The organism is Corallococcus terminator (assembly GCF_003611635.1).
GTDB lineage: Bacteria > Myxococcota > Myxococcia > Myxococcales > Myxococcaceae > Corallococcus > Corallococcus terminator.
In genome coordinates, this window is the sequence record NZ_RAVZ01000203.1 from 1 (window position 1) to 17,857 (window position 17,857).

General features: G+C 69.9%; 16 protein-coding genes. 11 read left to right on the forward strand and 5 right to left on the reverse strand.

What is annotated here, in order from left to right; translation table 11 throughout:
- Nucleotides 1-3: 3 nt before the first annotated feature.
- Nucleotides 4-1,320, forward strand: coding sequence for a tetratricopeptide repeat protein (locus tag D7V88_RS25885; protein WP_244238398.1), 1,317 nt, complete (start codon nt 4-6; stop codon nt 1,318-1,320).
- A gap of 16 nt (nt 1,321-1,336) precedes the next feature.
- Here D7V88_RS25885 and D7V88_RS25890 read toward each other — a convergent pair whose 3' ends face one another.
- Complete coding sequence (locus tag D7V88_RS25890; protein WP_120543307.1) at nt 1,337-2,425, reverse strand: KpsF/GutQ family sugar-phosphate isomerase; 1,089 nt, start codon at nt 2,423-2,425, stop codon at nt 1,337-1,339.
- 155 nt (nt 2,426-2,580) lie between these two features.
- Between D7V88_RS25890 and fsa the strand changes: the two genes are divergently transcribed.
- Nucleotides 2,581-3,234 carry a fructose-6-phosphate aldolase gene (fsa, locus tag D7V88_RS25895; RefSeq protein ID WP_120537442.1) on the forward strand — a complete coding sequence of 218 codons (654 nt, stop codon included), beginning with the start codon at nt 2,581-2,583 and terminating at the stop codon, nt 3,232-3,234.
- Nucleotides 3,235-3,330: 96 nt separating this feature from the next.
- Here the strand turns inward: fsa and D7V88_RS25900 are convergent, their stop codons facing one another.
- The gene (locus tag D7V88_RS25900; protein ID WP_147448871.1) at nt 3,331-5,301 is read right to left on the reverse strand and encodes an Ig-like domain-containing protein; all 1,971 of its coding nucleotides are present in this window, start codon (nt 5,299-5,301) and stop codon (nt 3,331-3,333) included.
- 217 nt (nt 5,302-5,518) lie between these two features.
- On the opposite strand from D7V88_RS25900, the gene D7V88_RS25905 reads away from it, so the two are divergent.
- The 3 genes from D7V88_RS25905 to D7V88_RS25915 all read left to right on the forward strand — a co-directional run bounded on the left by D7V88_RS25905 (nt 5,519) and on the right by D7V88_RS25915 (nt 8,623).
- Entirely contained in the window at nt 5,519-6,655 is a 1,137-nt protein-coding gene (locus tag D7V88_RS25905; protein WP_120543309.1) for an acyl-CoA dehydrogenase family protein, read from the forward strand.
- 162 nt (nt 6,656-6,817) lie between these two features.
- A complete protein-coding gene (locus D7V88_RS25910; RefSeq protein ID WP_120543310.1) occupies nt 6,818-7,615 on the forward strand; it encodes an electron transfer flavoprotein subunit beta/FixA family protein in 798 nt (265 codons plus the stop codon).
- A 42-nt stretch (nt 7,616-7,657) separates the two neighbouring features.
- The gene (locus D7V88_RS25915; protein ID WP_120543311.1) at nt 7,658-8,623 is read left to right on the forward strand and encodes an electron transfer flavoprotein subunit alpha/FixB family protein; all 966 of its coding nucleotides are present in this window, start codon (nt 7,658-7,660) and stop codon (nt 8,621-8,623) included.
- 88 nt (nt 8,624-8,711) lie between these two features.
- Here D7V88_RS25915 and D7V88_RS25920 read toward each other — a convergent pair whose 3' ends face one another.
- Complete coding sequence (locus D7V88_RS25920; RefSeq protein WP_120543312.1) at nt 8,712-9,317, reverse strand: cytochrome c oxidase assembly factor Coa1 family protein; 606 nt, start codon at nt 9,315-9,317, stop codon at nt 8,712-8,714.
- Nucleotides 9,318-9,431: 114 nt separating this feature from the next.
- Between D7V88_RS25920 and D7V88_RS25925 the strand changes: the two genes are divergently transcribed.
- The 5 genes from D7V88_RS25925 to D7V88_RS25945 all read left to right on the forward strand — a co-directional run bounded on the left by D7V88_RS25925 (nt 9,432) and on the right by D7V88_RS25945 (nt 14,299).
- Nucleotides 9,432-10,409, forward strand: coding sequence for a GNAT family N-acetyltransferase (locus D7V88_RS25925; RefSeq protein ID WP_120543320.1), 978 nt, complete (start codon nt 9,432-9,434; stop codon nt 10,407-10,409).
- 89 nt (nt 10,410-10,498) lie between these two features.
- Nucleotides 10,499-11,644: a calcium/proton exchanger gene (gene cax / locus D7V88_RS25930; RefSeq protein ID WP_120543313.1), complete on the forward strand. Its 1,146-nt coding sequence runs from the start codon at nt 10,499-10,501 to the stop codon at nt 11,642-11,644.
- 7 nt (nt 11,645-11,651) lie between these two features.
- Entirely contained in the window at nt 11,652-12,578 is a 927-nt protein-coding gene (locus D7V88_RS25935; RefSeq protein ID WP_120543314.1) for a DMT family transporter, read from the forward strand.
- A gap of 76 nt (nt 12,579-12,654) precedes the next feature.
- Entirely contained in the window at nt 12,655-13,629 is a 975-nt protein-coding gene (locus D7V88_RS25940) for an MBL fold metallo-hydrolase (protein WP_120543315.1), read from the forward strand.
- 46 nt (nt 13,630-13,675) lie between these two features.
- On the forward strand, nt 13,676-14,299 hold the full coding sequence (locus D7V88_RS25945) for an MOSC domain-containing protein (RefSeq protein ID WP_120543316.1): 624 nt from the start codon (nt 13,676-13,678) through the stop codon (nt 14,297-14,299).
- 22 nt (nt 14,300-14,321) lie between these two features.
- On the opposite strand, the gene D7V88_RS25950 is transcribed toward D7V88_RS25945, so the two are convergent.
- Nucleotides 14,322-15,791 carry a DUF3943 domain-containing protein gene (locus D7V88_RS25950; RefSeq protein ID WP_244238397.1) on the reverse strand — a complete coding sequence of 490 codons (1,470 nt, stop codon included), beginning with the start codon at nt 15,789-15,791 and terminating at the stop codon, nt 14,322-14,324.
- Between the two features lie 312 nt (nt 15,792-16,103).
- A complete protein-coding gene (locus tag D7V88_RS25955; protein WP_208726463.1) occupies nt 16,104-17,582 on the reverse strand; it encodes a pentapeptide repeat-containing protein in 1,479 nt (492 codons plus the stop codon).
- A gap of 44 nt (nt 17,583-17,626) precedes the next feature.
- Here D7V88_RS25955 and D7V88_RS25960 point away from each other — a divergent pair.
- The coding region (locus tag D7V88_RS25960) for a S4 domain-containing protein (protein ID WP_279636080.1) at nt 17,627-17,857 on the forward strand (231 nt) is incomplete at its 3' end.

Genomic DNA, 17,857 nt, shown 5'->3' on the forward strand with positions numbered 1-17,857 from the left:
CCCCTGCCTCCCGGTCACCCCACCATCCCGCCCGGCACCCAGGCGTCGCCGACCACGGCGGCCCCGGGCTCCGCGGGGGCCCTGCCGGAAGGCCACCCCACGATGCCCGCGAGCGCCCCCGTGGCGCCCGGCGCGCCGCTGCCGCAGGGCCACCCGCCGGTGTCGGACGCCAACAAGCTGCCGCCGTCCGCCGAGGAGCTGATGAAGCAGCTCGACTCGACCGAAGGACTGCGCGAGCGGGAGAAGACCTTCGAGATCGCCTCGTCGCTGGGCAAGCTCTACTACACGAACGGACGCAACGCGGAGGCGCTGTCCTACCTGGCGCAGGCGCAGGCCCAGTCGGACGGCGCGCGCACGCGCTTCCTCGCGCTGAAGAAGAAGCTGGGCAAGACGCCCCTGCTGTCGCTGGCCGAAGCGAACTGCGGCTTCACGCCGGGCCAGACGCTGGACGCGATGGACGCGGCGGTGCAGGCCCGGGCGAAGTCCGGTGACATCGCGGGCGCCGCCACCTGCGCGCGCGCTTCGCTGGAGCCGGTGCTGGACGTGGAGCTGCTGCGCGGCAACGCGCTGTACCTCCAGGGCGACAGCGTCGCGTCACTCAAGGCCTACGCGCGCGTGCTGGAGGTGGAGCCGAAGCATGCGGAAGGGCTCTTCAGCCACGCGTCGCTGGTGTTCGAGACGCAGGGAGAGAACCTCCAGGCGCTCAAGTCCGCGCGCGAAGGCTTCGACGCGCTGGTGGCGGTGCATCCGCAGTCGCCGCGCGCGCCCATGGCCCGCGAGCTGAGCCAGCGCATCGAGGAGACGGTGAAGGCCGGGGGCCGCCAGAAGTGGCTCGCGTCGCGCGCCGCGGACCGCCGCGTGCGCCTGTCGCAGGGGCAGGCCCAGGCCCAGGTCGGCGCCCTGCCGTCGGACGCGCCCCGCCCGCTGACGCCGGAGATGGTGGACGCGGTGAAGAACACGGAGCGCACGCCGGAGCTGGAGGCGGGCCTCGCGAAGCTGGTGGACGAGGGCGAGGAGCACCTGGCGCGCGGCCGCTACCAGGAGGCCCTGGCCAACTACACCCGCGTGGTGCCCTTCCAGCCGGAGAACGGGCGCGCGAAGGCGGGCATGGCGTGGGCGCTGGTGGGCCTGGGCCGTCCCATGGGCGCGCGCGTGTGGAGCGTGGCGCTGCAGGGCGACGCGGGCGCGGTGGAGAAGCTGGGCGACACGCTGCTCGCCAAGGGCGACGCCAAGGGGGCCAAGGCCCTCTGGGAGAAGCTGTCCCAGGACGTGCCCGACTACCCGAACAAGGCCGCGCTCCAGGCGAAGCTGTCGCAGTAGCGCCCTGAAGAGCTTCCTAGACGAACTTCGCGGCCAGCAGGTCCTGGACGTCGAGCAGGCCCACCGCGCGGCCCTCGACGTCCACCACGGGGAGCTGGTCCACCTTCAGCTCGCGCATCTGCGCGGCGGCGGTGAGCACCAGCGTCTCCGGGGTGATGCAGCGCGGGCGCTTGCCCATCACCTGGCGCACGGGCACCTCGAAGTCCTGGTGCCCCTTCTCCACCAGCCGGCGCAAATCCCCGTCGGTGAAGATGCCCTCCAGCATTCCGTCCTTGTCCACCACGCACGCGGCGCCCGGCCGGCCCGGCGTGTTGGTCATCACCACCACCGCCTGGGACAACCGCGCGGTGTCCAGCACCAGCGGGTTGGCGCGGCCGGTGCGCATCAGTTCGAAGACGCGCAGCACGGAGCGCCCCAGCTTCCCGCCCGGGTGCAAGAGCGCGTAGTCGTCCCGCCCGAAGGGCCGCGAGCGCAAGAGCGTCATCGCCAGCGCGTCGCCCACCGCGTGCAGCGCGGCGGTGGAGGCCGTGGGTACGAGCCCCATGGGACACGCCTCTTCGATGCGGCCGATGTCCAGCACCGCGTCCGCGCCCTTCGCGAGCGCGCTCTCCGCATCCCCGGTGAGCGCGACGACGGGCGTGCCCATGCGCTTGAAGAGGGGCAGGAGCCGCAGCAGCTCCTCCGTGCTGCCGCTGTTGGACAGGGCGAGGATGACGTCGCCTGGGCCCACGCGGCCCAAATCGCCGTGCACGGCCTCCGCGGGGTGCAGGAACACGGAGCGCACGCCGGTGGACGCGAGCGTGGAGGACAGCTTCTGGCCGATGTGGCCCGCCTTCCCCATGCCCGTCACCACCACCTGTCCCGTGCACTCGCGCACCAGGTGCAGCGCGTGCAGGAACGCGTCGCCCAGCCGTTCGGTGACGCCGAGGATGGCGCGCGCTTCGGCCTCCAGCACGCCGCGCGCGTACGCGAGCGTGGCCTCCGCGTCAGCATCCCGGACGCGGGTTCGCGCGGGGGCGGGCGCGGCGGCGGAGACAGGGGACGCGCGGCCGGGAAGGGCGCGCAGGCGGGGCTTCTTGGCGGTGGAGCGGGGAGCGCGGGCCATGGGCTTTGGCGGCTACCTCTACTCCAGCCTTCGCCCGGGTGGCCATCCTTGACGCATGGGGGGGCATCGGCTACGGCCTGCTCGCCCGGCCGCCCGCGGCCGCAAGAGGCTCTGCAGCACCACCTGCCGCACTACTTCAGGACTGAGGGGACGGAATGAAGTTCTTCATCGACAGCGCGGACGTCGAGGAAATCCGCAAGGCCCACGCGATGGGCTGCGTGGACGGCGTCACCACCAACCCGTCGTTGCTGGCCAAGGTCGGCCGCGGGCTGGAGGAGACCATCCGTGAAATCTGCTCCATCGTGGACGGCCCCATCAGCGCCGAGTGCGTCTCGCTGGAGGCCCCGGAGCTCATCAAGGAGGGGCAGACCCTGGCGAAGATCCACGACAACGTCGTGGTGAAGATTCCCATGGGCGTGGAGGGCATGAAGGCCGTCAAGGCGCTGACCGCCGAAGGCATCCGCACCAACGTCACGCTGTGCTTCTCCGCCAACCAGGCCCTGCTGTGCGCCAAGGCGGGGGCCACGTACGTGTCGCCCTTCGTGGGCCGGCTGGACGACATCTCCCAGGACGGCATGGAGCTCATCGCCCACATCCTGGAGATCTACCAGAACTACGATTTCACCACGCAGGTGCTGGTGGCCAGCGTGCGCAACCCCGTGCACGTGCTCCAGGCCGCGCGCCTGGGCGCGGACGTCGCCACGCTGCCCTACAACGTCATCACCCAGCTTGCGAACCACCCGCTCACCGACAGCGGCATCAAGAAGTTCCTCGCGGACTGGGAGAAGGTCCCCAAGCAGGGCAAGTAGTCCGCTGCTGCTTCGCATGACGCACGACGGCCGCCGGACTCCCTTCTTTCGGGAGCACGGCGGCCGTCCTGTTTGCCGCGGGGATTGTTCCTGCCGCTACTGCACGGTCAGGTTGCGGAAGGCGGTGGTGGCGCTGCGGGTGTTGCCGAAGGTGACATTCACCCTGCCCGTGGAGGGGCCGGTCGTGCCCGTGGCACCGTTGATGCGCACCGAGGCGGTGTTGCCGTCACGGAACCCGCTGATGGTGTAGCGCCACTGGCACCGGGCCTTGTCGGCCGAGGCCTGGCTGACGGGCTTGTTGATGTCGCAGGGGCCCACGTCCTTGTAGCCGGGCTGTCCGGCGGCGGGCTCCACCTCGCGGCGCTCGTGCGTGATGGTCATGCCGTAGGTGCGCGAGTTGAGCGTGGCGTCCCGTTCGGTGACGGTGACGGAGCCCTTGCTGGTGGTGACGGCCGCGGTGATGGCGGCCGTGTCCGGCGACAGTTGGTTGCCGTACGGATCCGACAGGCGCAGGGAGAAGGACTGCTCACCCTGCTTGGGGACGTCGAAGCCGGCCACGCCCGGGTCCGGCAGGAACTCGACGAGGGCCGGGCCCACCACCGACGAGAAGCCCGAGTAGACGATGTGCGTGGAGCGCCACACCTGCGTGTCGCCGTCCCAGCAGCCGTTGGGGCCGTCCCAGACGCCGTTGGGCGGGGCGCGCTGCCCCGTGGCGCAGTCCAGCCGCTCGGTGTCGATGAACTTCTCGCCCGTGTCCCACACGCCGTTGTCGTTGGAGTCCACGAAGGGCTCGGGCAGGTCCACGAACCACTCGCCCGGATCCCACTGGCCATTCTTCGTGCCATTGGAGGCGCCGGAGCCGTCGTAGAAGGACTCCTCACCCGGGGTCACGGCGATGATCGTGACGAGCATGTCGCGCGGGTTGTTGCCTCCATGGTCGGGCTCGCCCACGAGCGGGTCCAAGGGCTTCGGCGGCCACCCGCCCGCGGTGTAGAACTTCGTGGTGACGAGGCCCGGCGACTGGGTGGTGGGCGGCGTCGACTTGTCCACCGAGCCCGCCTCCGAGTACCAGTTCACCTGCGGATCGATGGTCACCGGCTTGTTGAACCGGTCGCTGAGCTGCGCGCTGCACACGGTGTTCAGGTCCGTGCGCGGCGGCGTTTCAGACGCGTTGGCCGCAAGGTTGATCTGCGTGCACTGGACCACGAGGTTGTCGTCCGACGCTCGCGTCCCGCTGATGGAGATGCTCTTGGAGGCGGGCTCCAACTGCGTGCCCGACACGGCCGCCTTCACCAGCGCGAAACCCACCTCGTTGCCCGACTGGAGCGTGGTGCTGACCAGGCCGGTGGCGTTGGTCTTCCCGGAGGCAGGGGCCACCGTGGCGCCGCTCGCGCCCGACACGGTGAAGTTCACCGTGAGGTCGGCAACGCCCTTGTTGTTGCGATCCACCACCTTGAAGGTGATGAGGGTCGACGTGTCGATGTTGGACGACAGGATGCCCAGTCGCTCCTTGGTGGTGGACACGAACGACACCTCGGCGGGGGCGTCCGTCTGGATGGGGCCGCCGTCCGTCGTGCCCGCGTCCGTCGTGCCACCGTCCGGCTTGGTGCCACCGTCCGTCTTGGTGCCGCCGTCCGTGCCGGCATCCGTCTGCGTGCTCGCGGGCCTGACGGTGACGCGGGTGGTCTTGTTGATGCCAGCCCAGGTGCCGATGATGGCCACGTCGCCGGTGCAGCCCACGTCGAGCGCCTTCTCACAGCGGAACGTCGTGCTCGCCTTGCCGTCCACCAGGGTGAACGTCTGGGCCTTGGAGCCGCCCGTGGCGCTCTCGGTGTCGACCAGGCCCGCCGCCGCGTCCAGGTAGAACGACCCCGTCCCGGGGTTGCCGTCCTTGTCCGTCGCGGTGATGGACAGGGTGCTCGTCTGCCCGTCGTCGGTGATGGCGGCCGGGCTTGGGGAGATGCGGAACACCGGCTCCAGGGGCTCGTCGGGGTCTTCGTTGCCCGGGCAGGCCGTCAGACCGAGAGCCAGCACGAGCGCGCCAGCGAATTTCAATGATTTGTGCATGTGGAGTACCCCCCTCCAGGGATAGGTCCTTTTAGTTGAAAGGTCCCCTGCTGCACAAACGGACAGCGGGACGGACGGGGGCCGCCGGGCATCCTTGGGGACCCCCGGGGGACGTACTGCCTGTCGCTTTATTCACCCTCGGGACTGGCGATCAGACGACGGGAGCGGTATGGCAGGAAGACGCGTTGATATTTGAATCAACCCGAGGATCCGCCCCATGGAATTCCAGCTCACCGAGTCCCAGCGCGCGTTGCAGGATGCCGCTCGCAAGTACGCCCGCGAAGTGGTGCGCCCCAAGGCCGCCCACTACGACGAGACCTCCGAATTTCCCCGCGACCTGTTGTCCACGGCCTTCGAACTGGGCCTGCTCAACATGGCCATCCCGTCCGAGTATGGCGGTGGCGGCCTGTCGCACCTGGAGCAGGTCATCGTCTGTGAGGAGCTGGCGTGGGGCTGCGCGGGCGTGGCCACGTCCATCATCGCCAACGACCTGGCCAACCTGCCCATCATCCTGCACGGCACGGAGGACCAGAAGAAGCGGCTGCTGTCGGAGTTCGGGCAGAAGCTGAAGTTCAGCTCCTTCTGTCTCACGGAGCCCAGCGCGGGCTCCGACGTGGCGGCCATGAGCACCACCGCGCGCCGGGAGGGTGACGAGTACGTCCTCAACGGCACCAAGTGCTTCATCACCAACGGCGGCTACGCGGATCAGTTCACCGTGTTCGCCACGCTGGACAAGGGCAAGAAGCACAAGGGCATCACCTGCTTCGTCGTGGAAGGCCGCCCCGCGGGCGTCACCACCGGCAAGCACGAGAACAAGATGGGCCAGCGGGCCAGCAACACCGTCACCGTCAACTTCGACGAGGTCCGCGTCCCGGTGGCCAACCGCATCGGTGAGGAAGGGGAGGGCTTCAAGGTCGCCATGGCGACGCTGGACAACAGCCGCCCGCTCACCGCCAGCCTGTCCGTGGGCATCGCCCGCGCGGCGCTGGAGTATTCGCTGGAGTACTCGGCCCAGCGTCAGACGTTCGGCAAGCCCATCCGCGAGCACCAGGGCGTGCAGTTCATGCTGGCCGACATGGGCATGAACACCCACGCCGCGCGCCTGCTCACCTGGGAGAGCGCCTGGGTGCTGGATGAAGGACAGCGCAACACCCTGCAGTCCAGCTATGCCAAGTGCTTCGCCGCCGACATGGCCATGAAGGTCGCCACCGACGCCGTGCAGGTCTACGGCGGCTACGGCTACATGAAGGACTACCCGGTGGAGAAGCTGATGCGCGACGCCAAGCTCATCCAGGTCTACGAGGGCACGAGCCAGGTGCAGCGTCTGGTCATCGCCAAGGAACTGTTCAGGTAGAAAAGCAAAACTGCGCGCGGTGGGGCTTTCAAGTTGCCGCCGCGCTGTACGGATGTCTATTACTCCGGCCCTGATGCGCGGCGCGTCAACCTGAAGCCGCGTCCCGGTGCCTCAAGCAGCCGACCCACTTTTCAAGCACTCCCCACAGAGGAGAAGCCCGCCGTGAAGATTCTCGTCACCGCCAAGCGCGTGGAAGACCCTGAGTCGAAGATCAAGGTGAAGCCGGACGGCTCGGACATCGTGAAGGAGGGGCTGAAGTACAAGATCAACCCCTTCGACGAAATCGGCGTGGAAGAGGGCCTGCGCCTCGCGGCCAAGCACACCGGCGAGGTCGTGGTGGTCTCCATCGGCGGCAAGGAGGTGCAGGAGCAACTGCGCCACGCGCTGGCCATGGGCGCCAACCGCGCCGTGTGGGTGAACCACACGGGCCCGTTGGATCAGCTCGGCATCGCGGGCCTGCTCCAGAAGGTCGCGGAGAAGGAGAAGCCGGACATCGTCCTCTTGGGCAAGCAGTCCATCGACGATGACCAGAACCAGGTGGGCCAGTACCTGGCCGAGTTCCTGGGCTGGGGCCAGGCCACGTTCGCCTCCAAGGTGGAGTCGCTGGAGAGCGCCGAGGAGAAGAACAAGACGCCCGCGGTGGTGCTGTCCGCGGACAAGAAGAGCGTGCAGGTGGTGCGTGAAGTGGACAACGGGCTTGCCACGCTGGAAGTGCAGCTTCCGGCCATCGTGACCACGGACCTGCGCCTGAACCAGCCGCGCTACGCGAGCCTGCCGGGCATCATGAAGGCCAAGAGCAAGCCCATCGAGGAGCTGACGCCGGCCGGGCTGGGCGTGGACGTGGCGCCGAAGATCCAGGTGCTGAAGCTGGCCTCTCCCCCGGCGCGCAAGGCGGGCATCAAGGTGCCGGACGTGGCGACCCTGGTGGAGAAGCTGCACAACGAGGCGAAGGTCGTCTGACCGCGTTTCCCATCCATCCCTGAAGATTCCGGAGACAGACACATGTCCATCGTCCTCATCGTCGCCGAACAGCAGCCGGACGGGAACCTGCGCAAGGCTTCCCTCAACGCCATCGCCGCGGGCAAGCAGCTCGCGGAGAAGTCGGGCGGAGAGCTGCACCTCGTCCTCTTGTCCAAGGACCCCTCGAAGGTCGCCGGGGAGCTGACCGGCACCGGCGCCAAGGCCATCCACACGGCCGCCGCCCCGGAGTTCGAGCACTACCTGGCGGAGGTCTACGCCCCCGCCATCGCCGCGCTCGCGCAGGAGCTGAAGGCCACCTTCATCGGCGCGGCCTCCACGGCGCAGGGCAAGGACCTGCTGCCGCGCGTCGCCGCCCGGCTGAAGTCCGCCATGGCCACCGACATCACCGCCATCAACGGCAGTGGCGCGGACATCACCTTCACGCGCCCCATGTGGGCCGGCAACGTGTTCGCCGAAGTGAAGCTGAACACGCCGGTGCAGGTCATCAGCATCCGCGCCACGGAGTTCCCGGCCGCCGCCACGGGCCAGGGCGCCGCGGAGGTGAAGACCTTCCAGCCCAAGCTGGAGGCCAGCAAGACGAAGTTCGTCAGCTTCAACGAGGTGAAGAGCGCGCGTCCGGAGCTGACCGAGGCGAGCGTGGTGGTGTCCGGCGGTCGCGGCACCAAGGGCGACTTCAAGGAAGTCGAAGCGCTGGCGGACCTGCTGGGCGCCGCGGTGGGCGCGTCCCGCGCGGTGTGCGACGCGGGCTGGGTGCCCAACGACTACCAGGTCGGCCAGACGGGCAAGGTCGTCGCGCCCAAGCTGTACATCGCCGCGGGCATCAGCGGCGCCATCCAGCACCTCGCCGGCATGAAGAGCTCCAAGACCATCGTCGCCATCAACAAGGATCCGGAGGCGCCCATCTTCCAGGTGGCCGACTACGGCCTGGTGGACGACCTCTTCAAGGTCCTGCCCGCGCTGCGCGAAGGCATCCAGAAGCTGAAGTAGGCCGCCACTTTTCGAAGCGGACGGTGAAGCAAGCGAAGGGCGCGTCGGGCCGGGAGGGCATCCCCGGTCAGCGCGCCCTTCGTGCGTTCTACAGGTCGATGTCGCTGTCGCGGCCGGGCTGCTTGTCCGGCGGCGGGAGCGGGGCGGAGGGGGCCCGGGGCTCCACTTCATCTTCTTCCGGAGCCTCCGGAGCCTCCGGGGCCTCTGGCTCATGGGGGTCCAGGTCCTCCGGCAGCGCGTCCGGCGCGTCGTCGGGTGCCTCCGTGTCCAGCAGGTCCACGCGGCGGCCGTCCGCGAGCTCCACGTACAGGGTGCGGAAGGTCCACGACTCGCCGTTCTTGTCGGCCACGGCATGCAGGGTGCCGTCCGCCTTGGGGCCGTCCAGCGGGACGACGAAGGACGCGTGGGTGCGGCCGTTGGTGGTGCTCACCTGGGTGTTGCTGGGGAAGCCCGGCTTGAAGGGGGTGCCCAGCTCCTTCTGCACGTGCGGATCATCCTGCGCCTGGGCGAGCGCGTCCGTGTACGCGCCCATGTCCCGGAAGGACGTGTAGCCATAGCCGATGGCGATGGCGGCGAAGCACAGGCAGGAGCCCATCAGGCCCAGGCAGCCCACCGGCACGGCCCACTTCCAGTTCCGGTTCCACCACCCCTGGCGGGGCACGGGCGCGTAGTCACCCTCGGGCATCGTCGGCATGGGCCCTCCTGGCCTTGGCGTCGGGCCGTGTCATAGCCGGTTCCGGACGAAGCCGGGGTGGAGCATGTGTCACGGAACCTGTCGCCACGGCGCCTTCATGACAGAGTGTCCGCCATGCCCTCTGGTGGCGTCTCGACGGCCGAGCTCGCGGACCTGCTTGCGGCGCTGCCTTTCGGCCACCGGCTGTGGGTGCGCGGCATGGGGCGGAGCCTCTATCCGCTCCTGCGCAGCGGGGACGCCGTGCGCCTCCTGCGCTGCGGCCCGGAGCGGCTGGCACGCGGGGACGTGGCGCTGGTGAGGCATGGGCCCCGGCTGGCCGCCCAGGTGGTGCTCTCCACCCAGCCCTGGGTGACGGAGCCGCTCCTGGGCGGACCCCATGCACCGGGAGGGGAGCTGGTGGGACGGGTGATCGCGCTCAAGCGCGGGAAGATGGTGCTGCGGCTGCCCCGGCCCACCCGGCCGGCGCTGTTCCTCACCCAGCGGGCCCTGTCCGGCGTGTGGACGCAGCCCGCGGCCCGCGCGGTGTTCCGACACCTGCGCGACCTGTTCTCCGGGTGGACGAAGCCCCTGCGCCGCCACTTCGTGGGGCCGGTGGAGATAAGGCTGGTGCGCCAGGACGACCTGGACGCGCTGCTCGCCTTCGCCACCGAGCGGCTGGTGGTGTCCGGCACCTTCCTGCGCCGCCAGCTTCGCGACCGCTGGGGCCTTCCGGCGGAGCGGCGCGTGGGAGGGGCGGCGGGGGCCTTCGACGCGCAGGGGCGCCTGCTCGGCTTCGCCTGGGTGGATGACTACCGCCAGGAGGGGCTGGCCCTGGAAGGCCTCTGGGTGCGCTCGCTGGTGGTGGCGCCCAGGGTGCGGCGCATGGGGGTGGCCACCGCCCTGGTGCGCTGTCTGGTGGAGGAGGCCCGGCGCCAGGGGGCGGACCGCGTCCACGCGGACATCGACGAGGACAACACCGCGTCGCTGAGGACGTTCTCGGGCCTGGACTTCCAGCCCGCGCCGGCCGCGCTGACCACCGCGACCAACCAGCAGTGGGACGCGGCGGGCGGCAGCAAGCGCCTGGTCGTGCTGGTGCGCGCGCTTTCGGCGTGAGGGATGCCGGGGGGTTGCGCTCCTCTGGACCCTGGGCCTAAAGCACCCCCGTCCCGTTCCCCCCGCATTCCTCGCTGGCGAGGCCCCTCGTGAGCACCCCTGCGTCCGTCACCCCTTCGTCTCCTGGCACGCCGCCTCCCGCCGCTTCACCGGAGGGCGAAGGCAAGAGGGGCTTCAACGTCGACCACCTCTTCCTGGGCCTGCTGGCGGTGTTCTTCCCGCTGGCCGTCGCGTCGCACTTCTTCTTCCCGGGCACGTGGACGTTCGTCCTCTGCGCTGTCGCGCTCGTCCCGCTGGCGCGCCTGATGGGCGAGGCCACGGAGGTCATCGCGCACAAGCTGGGCAGCGGCCTGGGCGGCTTGATGAACGCGTCGTTCGGCAACGCCGCGGAGCTCATCATCGCGCTGGCGGCGCTGCGTTCGGGCCATGGGGACGTGGTGAAGGCGTCCATCACCGGCGCCATCCTGGGCAATCTGCTGCTGGTGCTGGGCGCGGCCATCCTCGCGGGCGGCCTGAAGTACCCCCGGCAGACCTTCAACATGACGGCGGCGCTGTCCGGCTCCTCCATCATGTTCCTGGCGCTCACCGCCATGACCATCCCGGACCTGTTCCACGCGGTGCGCGGTCCGGCCGCGGAGCCCGTGCTCTTCCCGATGTCGGTGGCCATCTCCGTCATCCTGCTCATCGTCTACGCGCTGTCGCTGCTCTTCTCCCTGAAGACGCACGCGCACCTGTACGCGGGCGAGGAGCACGGCGCGCCGGAGGAGATGCCCACGTGGACGACGAAGAAGGCCAGCATCGTCCTGCTGGCGGCGACCCTGGGCGTGGTGGTGGTGGCGGAGTTCCTGGTGCACGCCATCGAGCCGGCCATCGCCACGTTCGGCTTCACGCACACCTTCGTGGGCGTCATCATCATCGCCATCATCGGCAACGCGGCGGAGCACTCCACAGCCATCCTGATGGCGCTGAAGAACAAGATGGACCTGGCGTTCAACATCGCCTTCGAGTCCTCCAAGCAGATCGCCCTCTTCGTCGCGCCGGTGCTGGTGCTGGTGTCCATCCCGCTGGGCCAGCACCTGACGCTGGAGTTCAGCCACATGGAGGTGGCGGGCATCGCCATCGGCACGGGCGCCGCGGCGCTCATCGCGCTGGATGGCGAGTCCAACTGGCTGGAGGGCGTGATGCTGCTGGGCGTCTACGCCATCCTCGGCGTCGCGTTCTTCTTCATCCCGTAGGCACCCGGTGACGACTCCTGGCGTGGAGGGTGGGCGGTGGCGGGCGGACGGGGCGCTGGTGCTCCTCTGCTTGTTCTGGGGCGCGACGTTCGTGGTGGTGAAGGACGCGCTCGCGTTCGCGGACCCCTTCACGTTCCTCACCCTGCGCTTCTCGGTGGGCGCGGCCGTGATGGTCGCGCTCGCCGGACGACGGATGTTCGCGCCCGGCGTGCTGGGAAAGGGCGCGCTGCTGTCGGTGTTGCTGTTCCTGAGTTTCGCGCTCCAGACGGTGGGCTTGAAGGACACCACGCCGTCGCGCGCGGCGTTCCTCACCGGGCTCAACGTCCTCTTCGTCCCGCTGTTCTCCGTGGTGCTGCTCAAGCGCCTTCCCCGCGTGAGCACCCTCGTGGGCGTGGTGATGGCCGCGGTGGGTCTGTACGCGCTGACGATGCAGGCCGAAGGCCCGGTGCGGCCGGGGCACCTCTGGGGCCTGTACCTGGGGGACTGGCTGTCCATCGGGTGCGCGGCGACGTACGCCGGACACATCCTGCTCACGGAGCGCTTCGCCTCGCGCGACGGCGTGCTGGGCCTGGTGGCGGTGCAGTTGCTGGGCGTGGCGCTCTTGTCCGCGCTGTGCCTGCCGTTCGTGGAGCGGCGGCTGGAGCCGACCCCGGCGCTCATCGGGGCGGTGCTGGTGTGCGGCGTGCTCGCGAGCGCGGTCGCCATTGGCGTGCAGACGTGGGGACAGGCGCGCACCACGGCGGTGCGCGCGGCGGTCATCTTCGCGCTGGAGCCGGTGTTCGCCTCCGTTGCTTCCGTCGTGATGGGGCGCGAGGTGTTGGGGCCGCGCGAGTGGTTCGGCGGCGCGCTCATCCTGCTGGGCGTGCTCATCTCCGAATTGGGGCCAGGGGCCTGGGAAGGATGGCGGGCGCGGGGCCGGCCGCCCGCCTCCTGAGCACCCGACACGTGGGGGGGCGCGTCCGGCCTGGGGAGCGCGCACGTCGTGGGCGCGCTATGACAGCGCCCGACCCATGAGCGTGGAGCTGAGACGAAACGGGCTGCACCTGACGGGCACGCCGCTGTCGCTGGACGCGAAGCGCAAGTCGCCCCTGTCCTTCGTCAGCCATGGGCACTCGGACCACATCGCCCGGCATGAGAGCACCATCGCGACGGAGGCCACGCTGCGCTTCATGGCCCACCGGCTGGGCCCGGTGCGCTCGCCGCTGTCGGTGCCGTTCCGCCGCCCCTTCGAACTGGGGCCGCTGACGCTGGAGCTGCTGCCCGCGGGCCACATCCTGGGCAGCGCGCAGCTTCGCGTGACCCGCGCGGACGGCCGGCGCATCGTCTACACCGGCGATTTGAACACCGCGCCGTCGCTCACCGCGGAGGCCACGGAGGTGGCCACGTGCGACACGCTCGTCATCGAATCCACCTTCGGCCACCCGCGCTACCGCTTCCCGCCGCGTCCGGAGGTGCTGGGACAGGTGGAGACGTGGCTGCGCGCGCAGCTCTCCCGGGACGTGACGCCGGTGCTGCTGGGCTACCCGCTGGGCAAGAGCCAGGAGGCCATGAAGCATCTGGCCGTCCGGGGCTTCCAGCTCGTCGCGCACCCGTCCATCTTCGAGGTGGCCGGGCTGTACGCGGAGCTGGGCGTCCCCATCGAGAACCTGCGCTGCTACGAGGGCAAGGTGGCGCCGGGCGAGGTGCTCTTCTTCCCGCCGCACCTGGCGCGCGGTGGGGGCCTGGCGCCCATCTGGCCCCGGGCGACGGCGGTGCTCACCGGCTGGGCCATGGACCCGGGCGGCGCGCGGCGCTACGGCGCGGACGTGGCCTTCCCGCTGTCGGACCACGCGGACTTCCCGTCGTTGATGCGCTACGTGAAGGACACCGGGGCGCGGGACGTCATCACCTGCCACGGGTTCGCCCAGGAGCTGGCCCAGGCGCTGCGGGACGTGGGCACGGATGCCCGCCCGCTGGGCAAGCCACAGCAGATGACCTTGTTCTGAGAGGGCTCTGTTTTGCCGCGCCGAAGCGTTAGAACGGTCGCCCGATATGACCTCACCTGCTCCCTCGCTCTGCGGCCATCTTGCCAACGTGCTGCTGTGCACGGACCCCGAGAAGAAGCGCTTCGTCACCCGGGAGGTGCCCGAGGTGCAGGTGTCCTTCGAGGGCTTCGTGGGGGACCGCCACGCGGGCCTCACGCGGCTCGCGGATGTGCGCACGCCGTGGTTTCCCAAGGGCACGGTCATCCGCAACACGCGGCAGGTGTCGGTGGTGTCGCGCGAGGAGCTGGCGGAGGTCGCGCGCACGATGGGCATCCCCAACGTGCTCGCGTCCTGGCTGGGCGCGAACCTGGAGCTCGTCGGGGTGCCGCGGCTGACGCACCTGCCGCCGGGCACGCGGCTGTTCTTCCCGGAAGACACCACGCTGGTGATGGAAGGGGAGAATCAGCCCTGCATCCACCCGGGGCGCGCCATCGAAGCGCACCACCCGGACATGAAGGGGCTGGCCAGCCGCTTCGTGAAGGCCGCGTGGCAGAAGCGCGGGCTCGTGGGCTGGGTGGAGCGTCCGGGCCTCATCCGCGCGGGGGATGAGGTGCGGGTGATGCTGCCTCCTCCCGTGACGTACTCGCTGCCCGCGGCGCCGGTGGAAGCGAAGCACGAACAGGTGGGCTGAAGGCCCTCGCTCCCGTCCGCTTTCAGTGGACGGAGATGAAGACGCGCAGTTGGTAGGTGTCCTTCCTCACGTCCGGGAAGGCGTTGAAGCGGCTGTGGCGCTGGTAGAAGTTCGCCTCCCCGCCCAGGCCCAGCCGCCGGTACACGGGCAGGTCCACCTGGAGCTGCCCGGTGCGCACCTGATGCGAGCCATTGGAGCCGTCCAGCACCAGGGTGTGGGAGACGCCCGCCTCCAGCGTGACGACGTCCCACGTGTCGCGCGCGTAGACGGCCTGGACCTGGAAGCCGCCTCCGACGCCGTAGTCATAGCGGCGGCTCGCGCCGCTGCTGTGCTCGGAGGAGATGGCGGCGAGGGGGACGCCGTCCGCCAGCAGCATCGTCTTCAGCGTGGAGCGGTCGGTGAGCTGGTGCCGGTACAGCAGGCCCACGTTCAGGGCCTGGCCGCCCATCTCGTACGCGAGCGTGTCCACGTAGCTCATCTGCTGCAACACGCCCAGGCGCAGCTCGTCGCGCTCGGTGCGCACCAGCGGCTTCGCCACGAGCAGGCCCTGCAGCCGGGCGTGGCTCACCAGGTTGCTCTCCTGGGTGGTGAACTGGATCCGCGCTTCGAAGGCGTCGAACGGGCGATGGTGTTCGCCCTGGAAGGCGTCCCCGTAGCGCAGGGAGAACTCGGCGAAGAACTGGTCTTCGCCCCAGGCCAGGGACTCGCCGTCGCCCAGCTTCAGGTATCCCAGCGTCCCCCAACTGGCGAGCGTGCCTGGAGTCCACGACGGGGGCTTGGGTTCCCTGCGGGACACGTCGCCGCGCAGCACGCGGTTGAAGCCGCGCACGGGGCTGAGCACGCCCGCGCCCAGCTCGCGCACGAAGCGCCTGCCTCCGGTGGCCTCGGGGTCGAGCACCAGGGAGGACAGTCGGTAGAGCGCTTCACCCATGGCCGCGCCGCCCAGGGTGGTATTGATGAGGTCGTTGAAGGAGGGCGGCAGGTTCTCCGCGAACAGCTCCCACTGGAGGCTGCCCAGGAGCGTGAAGGGCAGGGCACCGACGAACGAGAAGCCGTTGTCCCGCGCGGCCGTGAAGTAGAAGCTGCCGTGGTAGGGGTGCGCGATCTGGTTTTCGGGGAACCCGTCCCCGTCCCAGACGAAGCCCGTGCGCAGGTTGTCCTTCCAGGTGTGCACATCCACCCGGGCCCACTCCTTGCCCACCACCCGGTCATAGGTCCACACCACCAGGTTGACGGCGGTGACCTCCGCCAGCGCGCGCCACAGGTGCCGTGTTGTCGGTGTGTCCTTCGCGACGGCGTCTTCCTTCAGCGGGGCATCCGCGGGCCGCGTCGTTTCCTCGCAGCCCGGGTCGCCCAGGAGGCCGAGCGCCTCCGCGGGCCGCGTCGTTCGCTCCTCGCAGCCGGTATTGCCCAGGAGGTCGAGCGCATCCGGGGGCCGCGCGGGCTCCGCCCCTCGCGCGGTGGAGCCCAGCAGTCCGAGCGCCAGCAGCACGCCCCGGAATGCCCGGGGGCTCCGGCCTCCGCCGCGTCGCGCTCCGCCTTTGCTTCGCCCCATCGCCTCCGCCCACGCCCCGGAAAACCGCCTGCCCCTCACGCCGCCCCGCCGCGAACTCCAACGGTAGGCAGTCACGCACCCGAAAGCGTCCCCGCCTCCTGGGGAGGGGGGATGACGGGAATCCCGCGCGCGGCCTCGCGTCGCGTGCCACGCGCGCCGGCTGTAAAAGCAGAAGGCCCGGCACGAAGCGCCTGGGGCGCTCCGACCGGGCCTCCTCGCATCACCTCCGCGTCACGGAGGTGATGGGCTTCACGCGTCCGGCGACTGGACGATGAGCTTCTCCTTGCCGCACACGTCGCACCGCACGTGCACGAACAGGTCGCCATCGCTGTCCTCGGGCACTTCACCCTCGGGCACGCCCAGCTCCGCCTTGGCCAGCGCGGCCACCTTGGTCGGGATCTCCTGCGCCTTGAGCGACTGCACGTAGGTCATCTCGCGCTCGTGGCACTCGCGCGTCTCCGGACCGGTAAGCCACGACGGCTCCATGCCTTCGGGCAGCCGGCTCAACAGCTCCAGGTTCGACACCGACTCCGCCAGGTACGCCAGCCGCCGCAGCCGCGCCTCCTCCGGCAGGGCCGCGAACACCTGGAAGCCCTCCAGCAGGGCCTGCCGGTCGTCGCCGGTGGCCGCCTGCGCCAGCTCCATGGACGCCTCGCTCGACTCCAGCGCCTCGTCCCAGTTGTTCTCCGGGTTGAAGCCCGCCTCCAGGAGCGACGTGTAGAGCTGGGCCGCCGCCATGCGACGGCGGGCCTCGTGCACGTGCTCCACCACCTCGTGCGTCAGGCGCAGCTCCAGCAGCGCGCCCGTGGTGCGAGGATCGATGGAGCCCGTGATGTCATCCACCTCCACCTCCGCGCGCAGCTCGCCCTTGAGCTGCTTGGCGGCCGCGAAGCGGAACAGGGGCAGCACGCCGACCTCGCGCAGGTACACCGCCGCGACGTTGGCCTCCTTGCCGCTCATGCGCAGCGCCTTCTGCGCGCGCTCCACCGCGCCGGGGTCGGCCGCGGGCTTCTTGTTCTCCAGCCGCGTCTTCACCGCCTCGCGGTAGAGCGTCTCCAGGGAGCTTCCCGGAGGCAGCCGCTGGGGCAGCAGGGGACGCAGGCCCGGCACGTCCAGCACCCAGAGCGGGGGCGCGCCCACGTGCTTGAGCGCCCGGAAGAAGAGCGAGCCCGGCGGATCCTGCGGCCGGAAGGGGGGCAGGTCGTCCGGGTGCGCCGGGTTCGAGCCCTCCATCGCGTTGCCGCCACCGTGGCTCTGGCCCAGCATCTTCTCGCGCTGCTCGCGCGTGAAGGCCGTGATGCCCTGGACCGGCGGGGGCGGGGGCGGGGGCGCTTCCTCGCCGTCCAGGCCCGTCACGCGGTCCATGTCCACGTCGTCCAGCTCCAGGTCGTCCAGACCCTTGGCGCCGGTGAAGTCGCATCGCAGGAGCTTCAGTTTTTCGAAGGTACAGCCTTCCAGGTTGGCGCCGCGGAAGTCGCAGTCCTGAAGGCGGCCTCCGTGGAAGTAGGCGTTGGAGAGGTCCGCGTCCCGGAAGTTCATCTTCGACAGGTCACAGCGCTCCCACTCGGAGCCCACCAGTCCGAGCCCGGACAGGTCGGCGTTGGCGGAGAACAGCTGCGTGAACGTGGCGCCGGTATGGTCGGTGGCCACCTGGGACGACTTGCGCAGCTTGTTCCACTCTGCGGAGCCGCTCTGGAGCAGCTTCTCGATAGTTGGGGCTTTCGGCATGGACCGCGAATTATTCGTGTGGTCTGGTCCAGGCGCCAGCACAAATGATCGAGTACCGAATTGAAGCCGACACCGTCGGGATGCGGCTGGACAAGCACCTGCGCAAGCGGATGCCCAACGTCCCGGTCAGTCACCTCTTCAAGATGATCCGTACCAAGAAGGTACGGGTGAACGGCAAGCGCGCGCAGCCGGAGCAGTTGCTCGCCGAAGGAGACGTGCTCACCATCCGCGGCACCGAAGAGCAGCTCACCCTCGCGGAGCGTCCGAAATCGGAC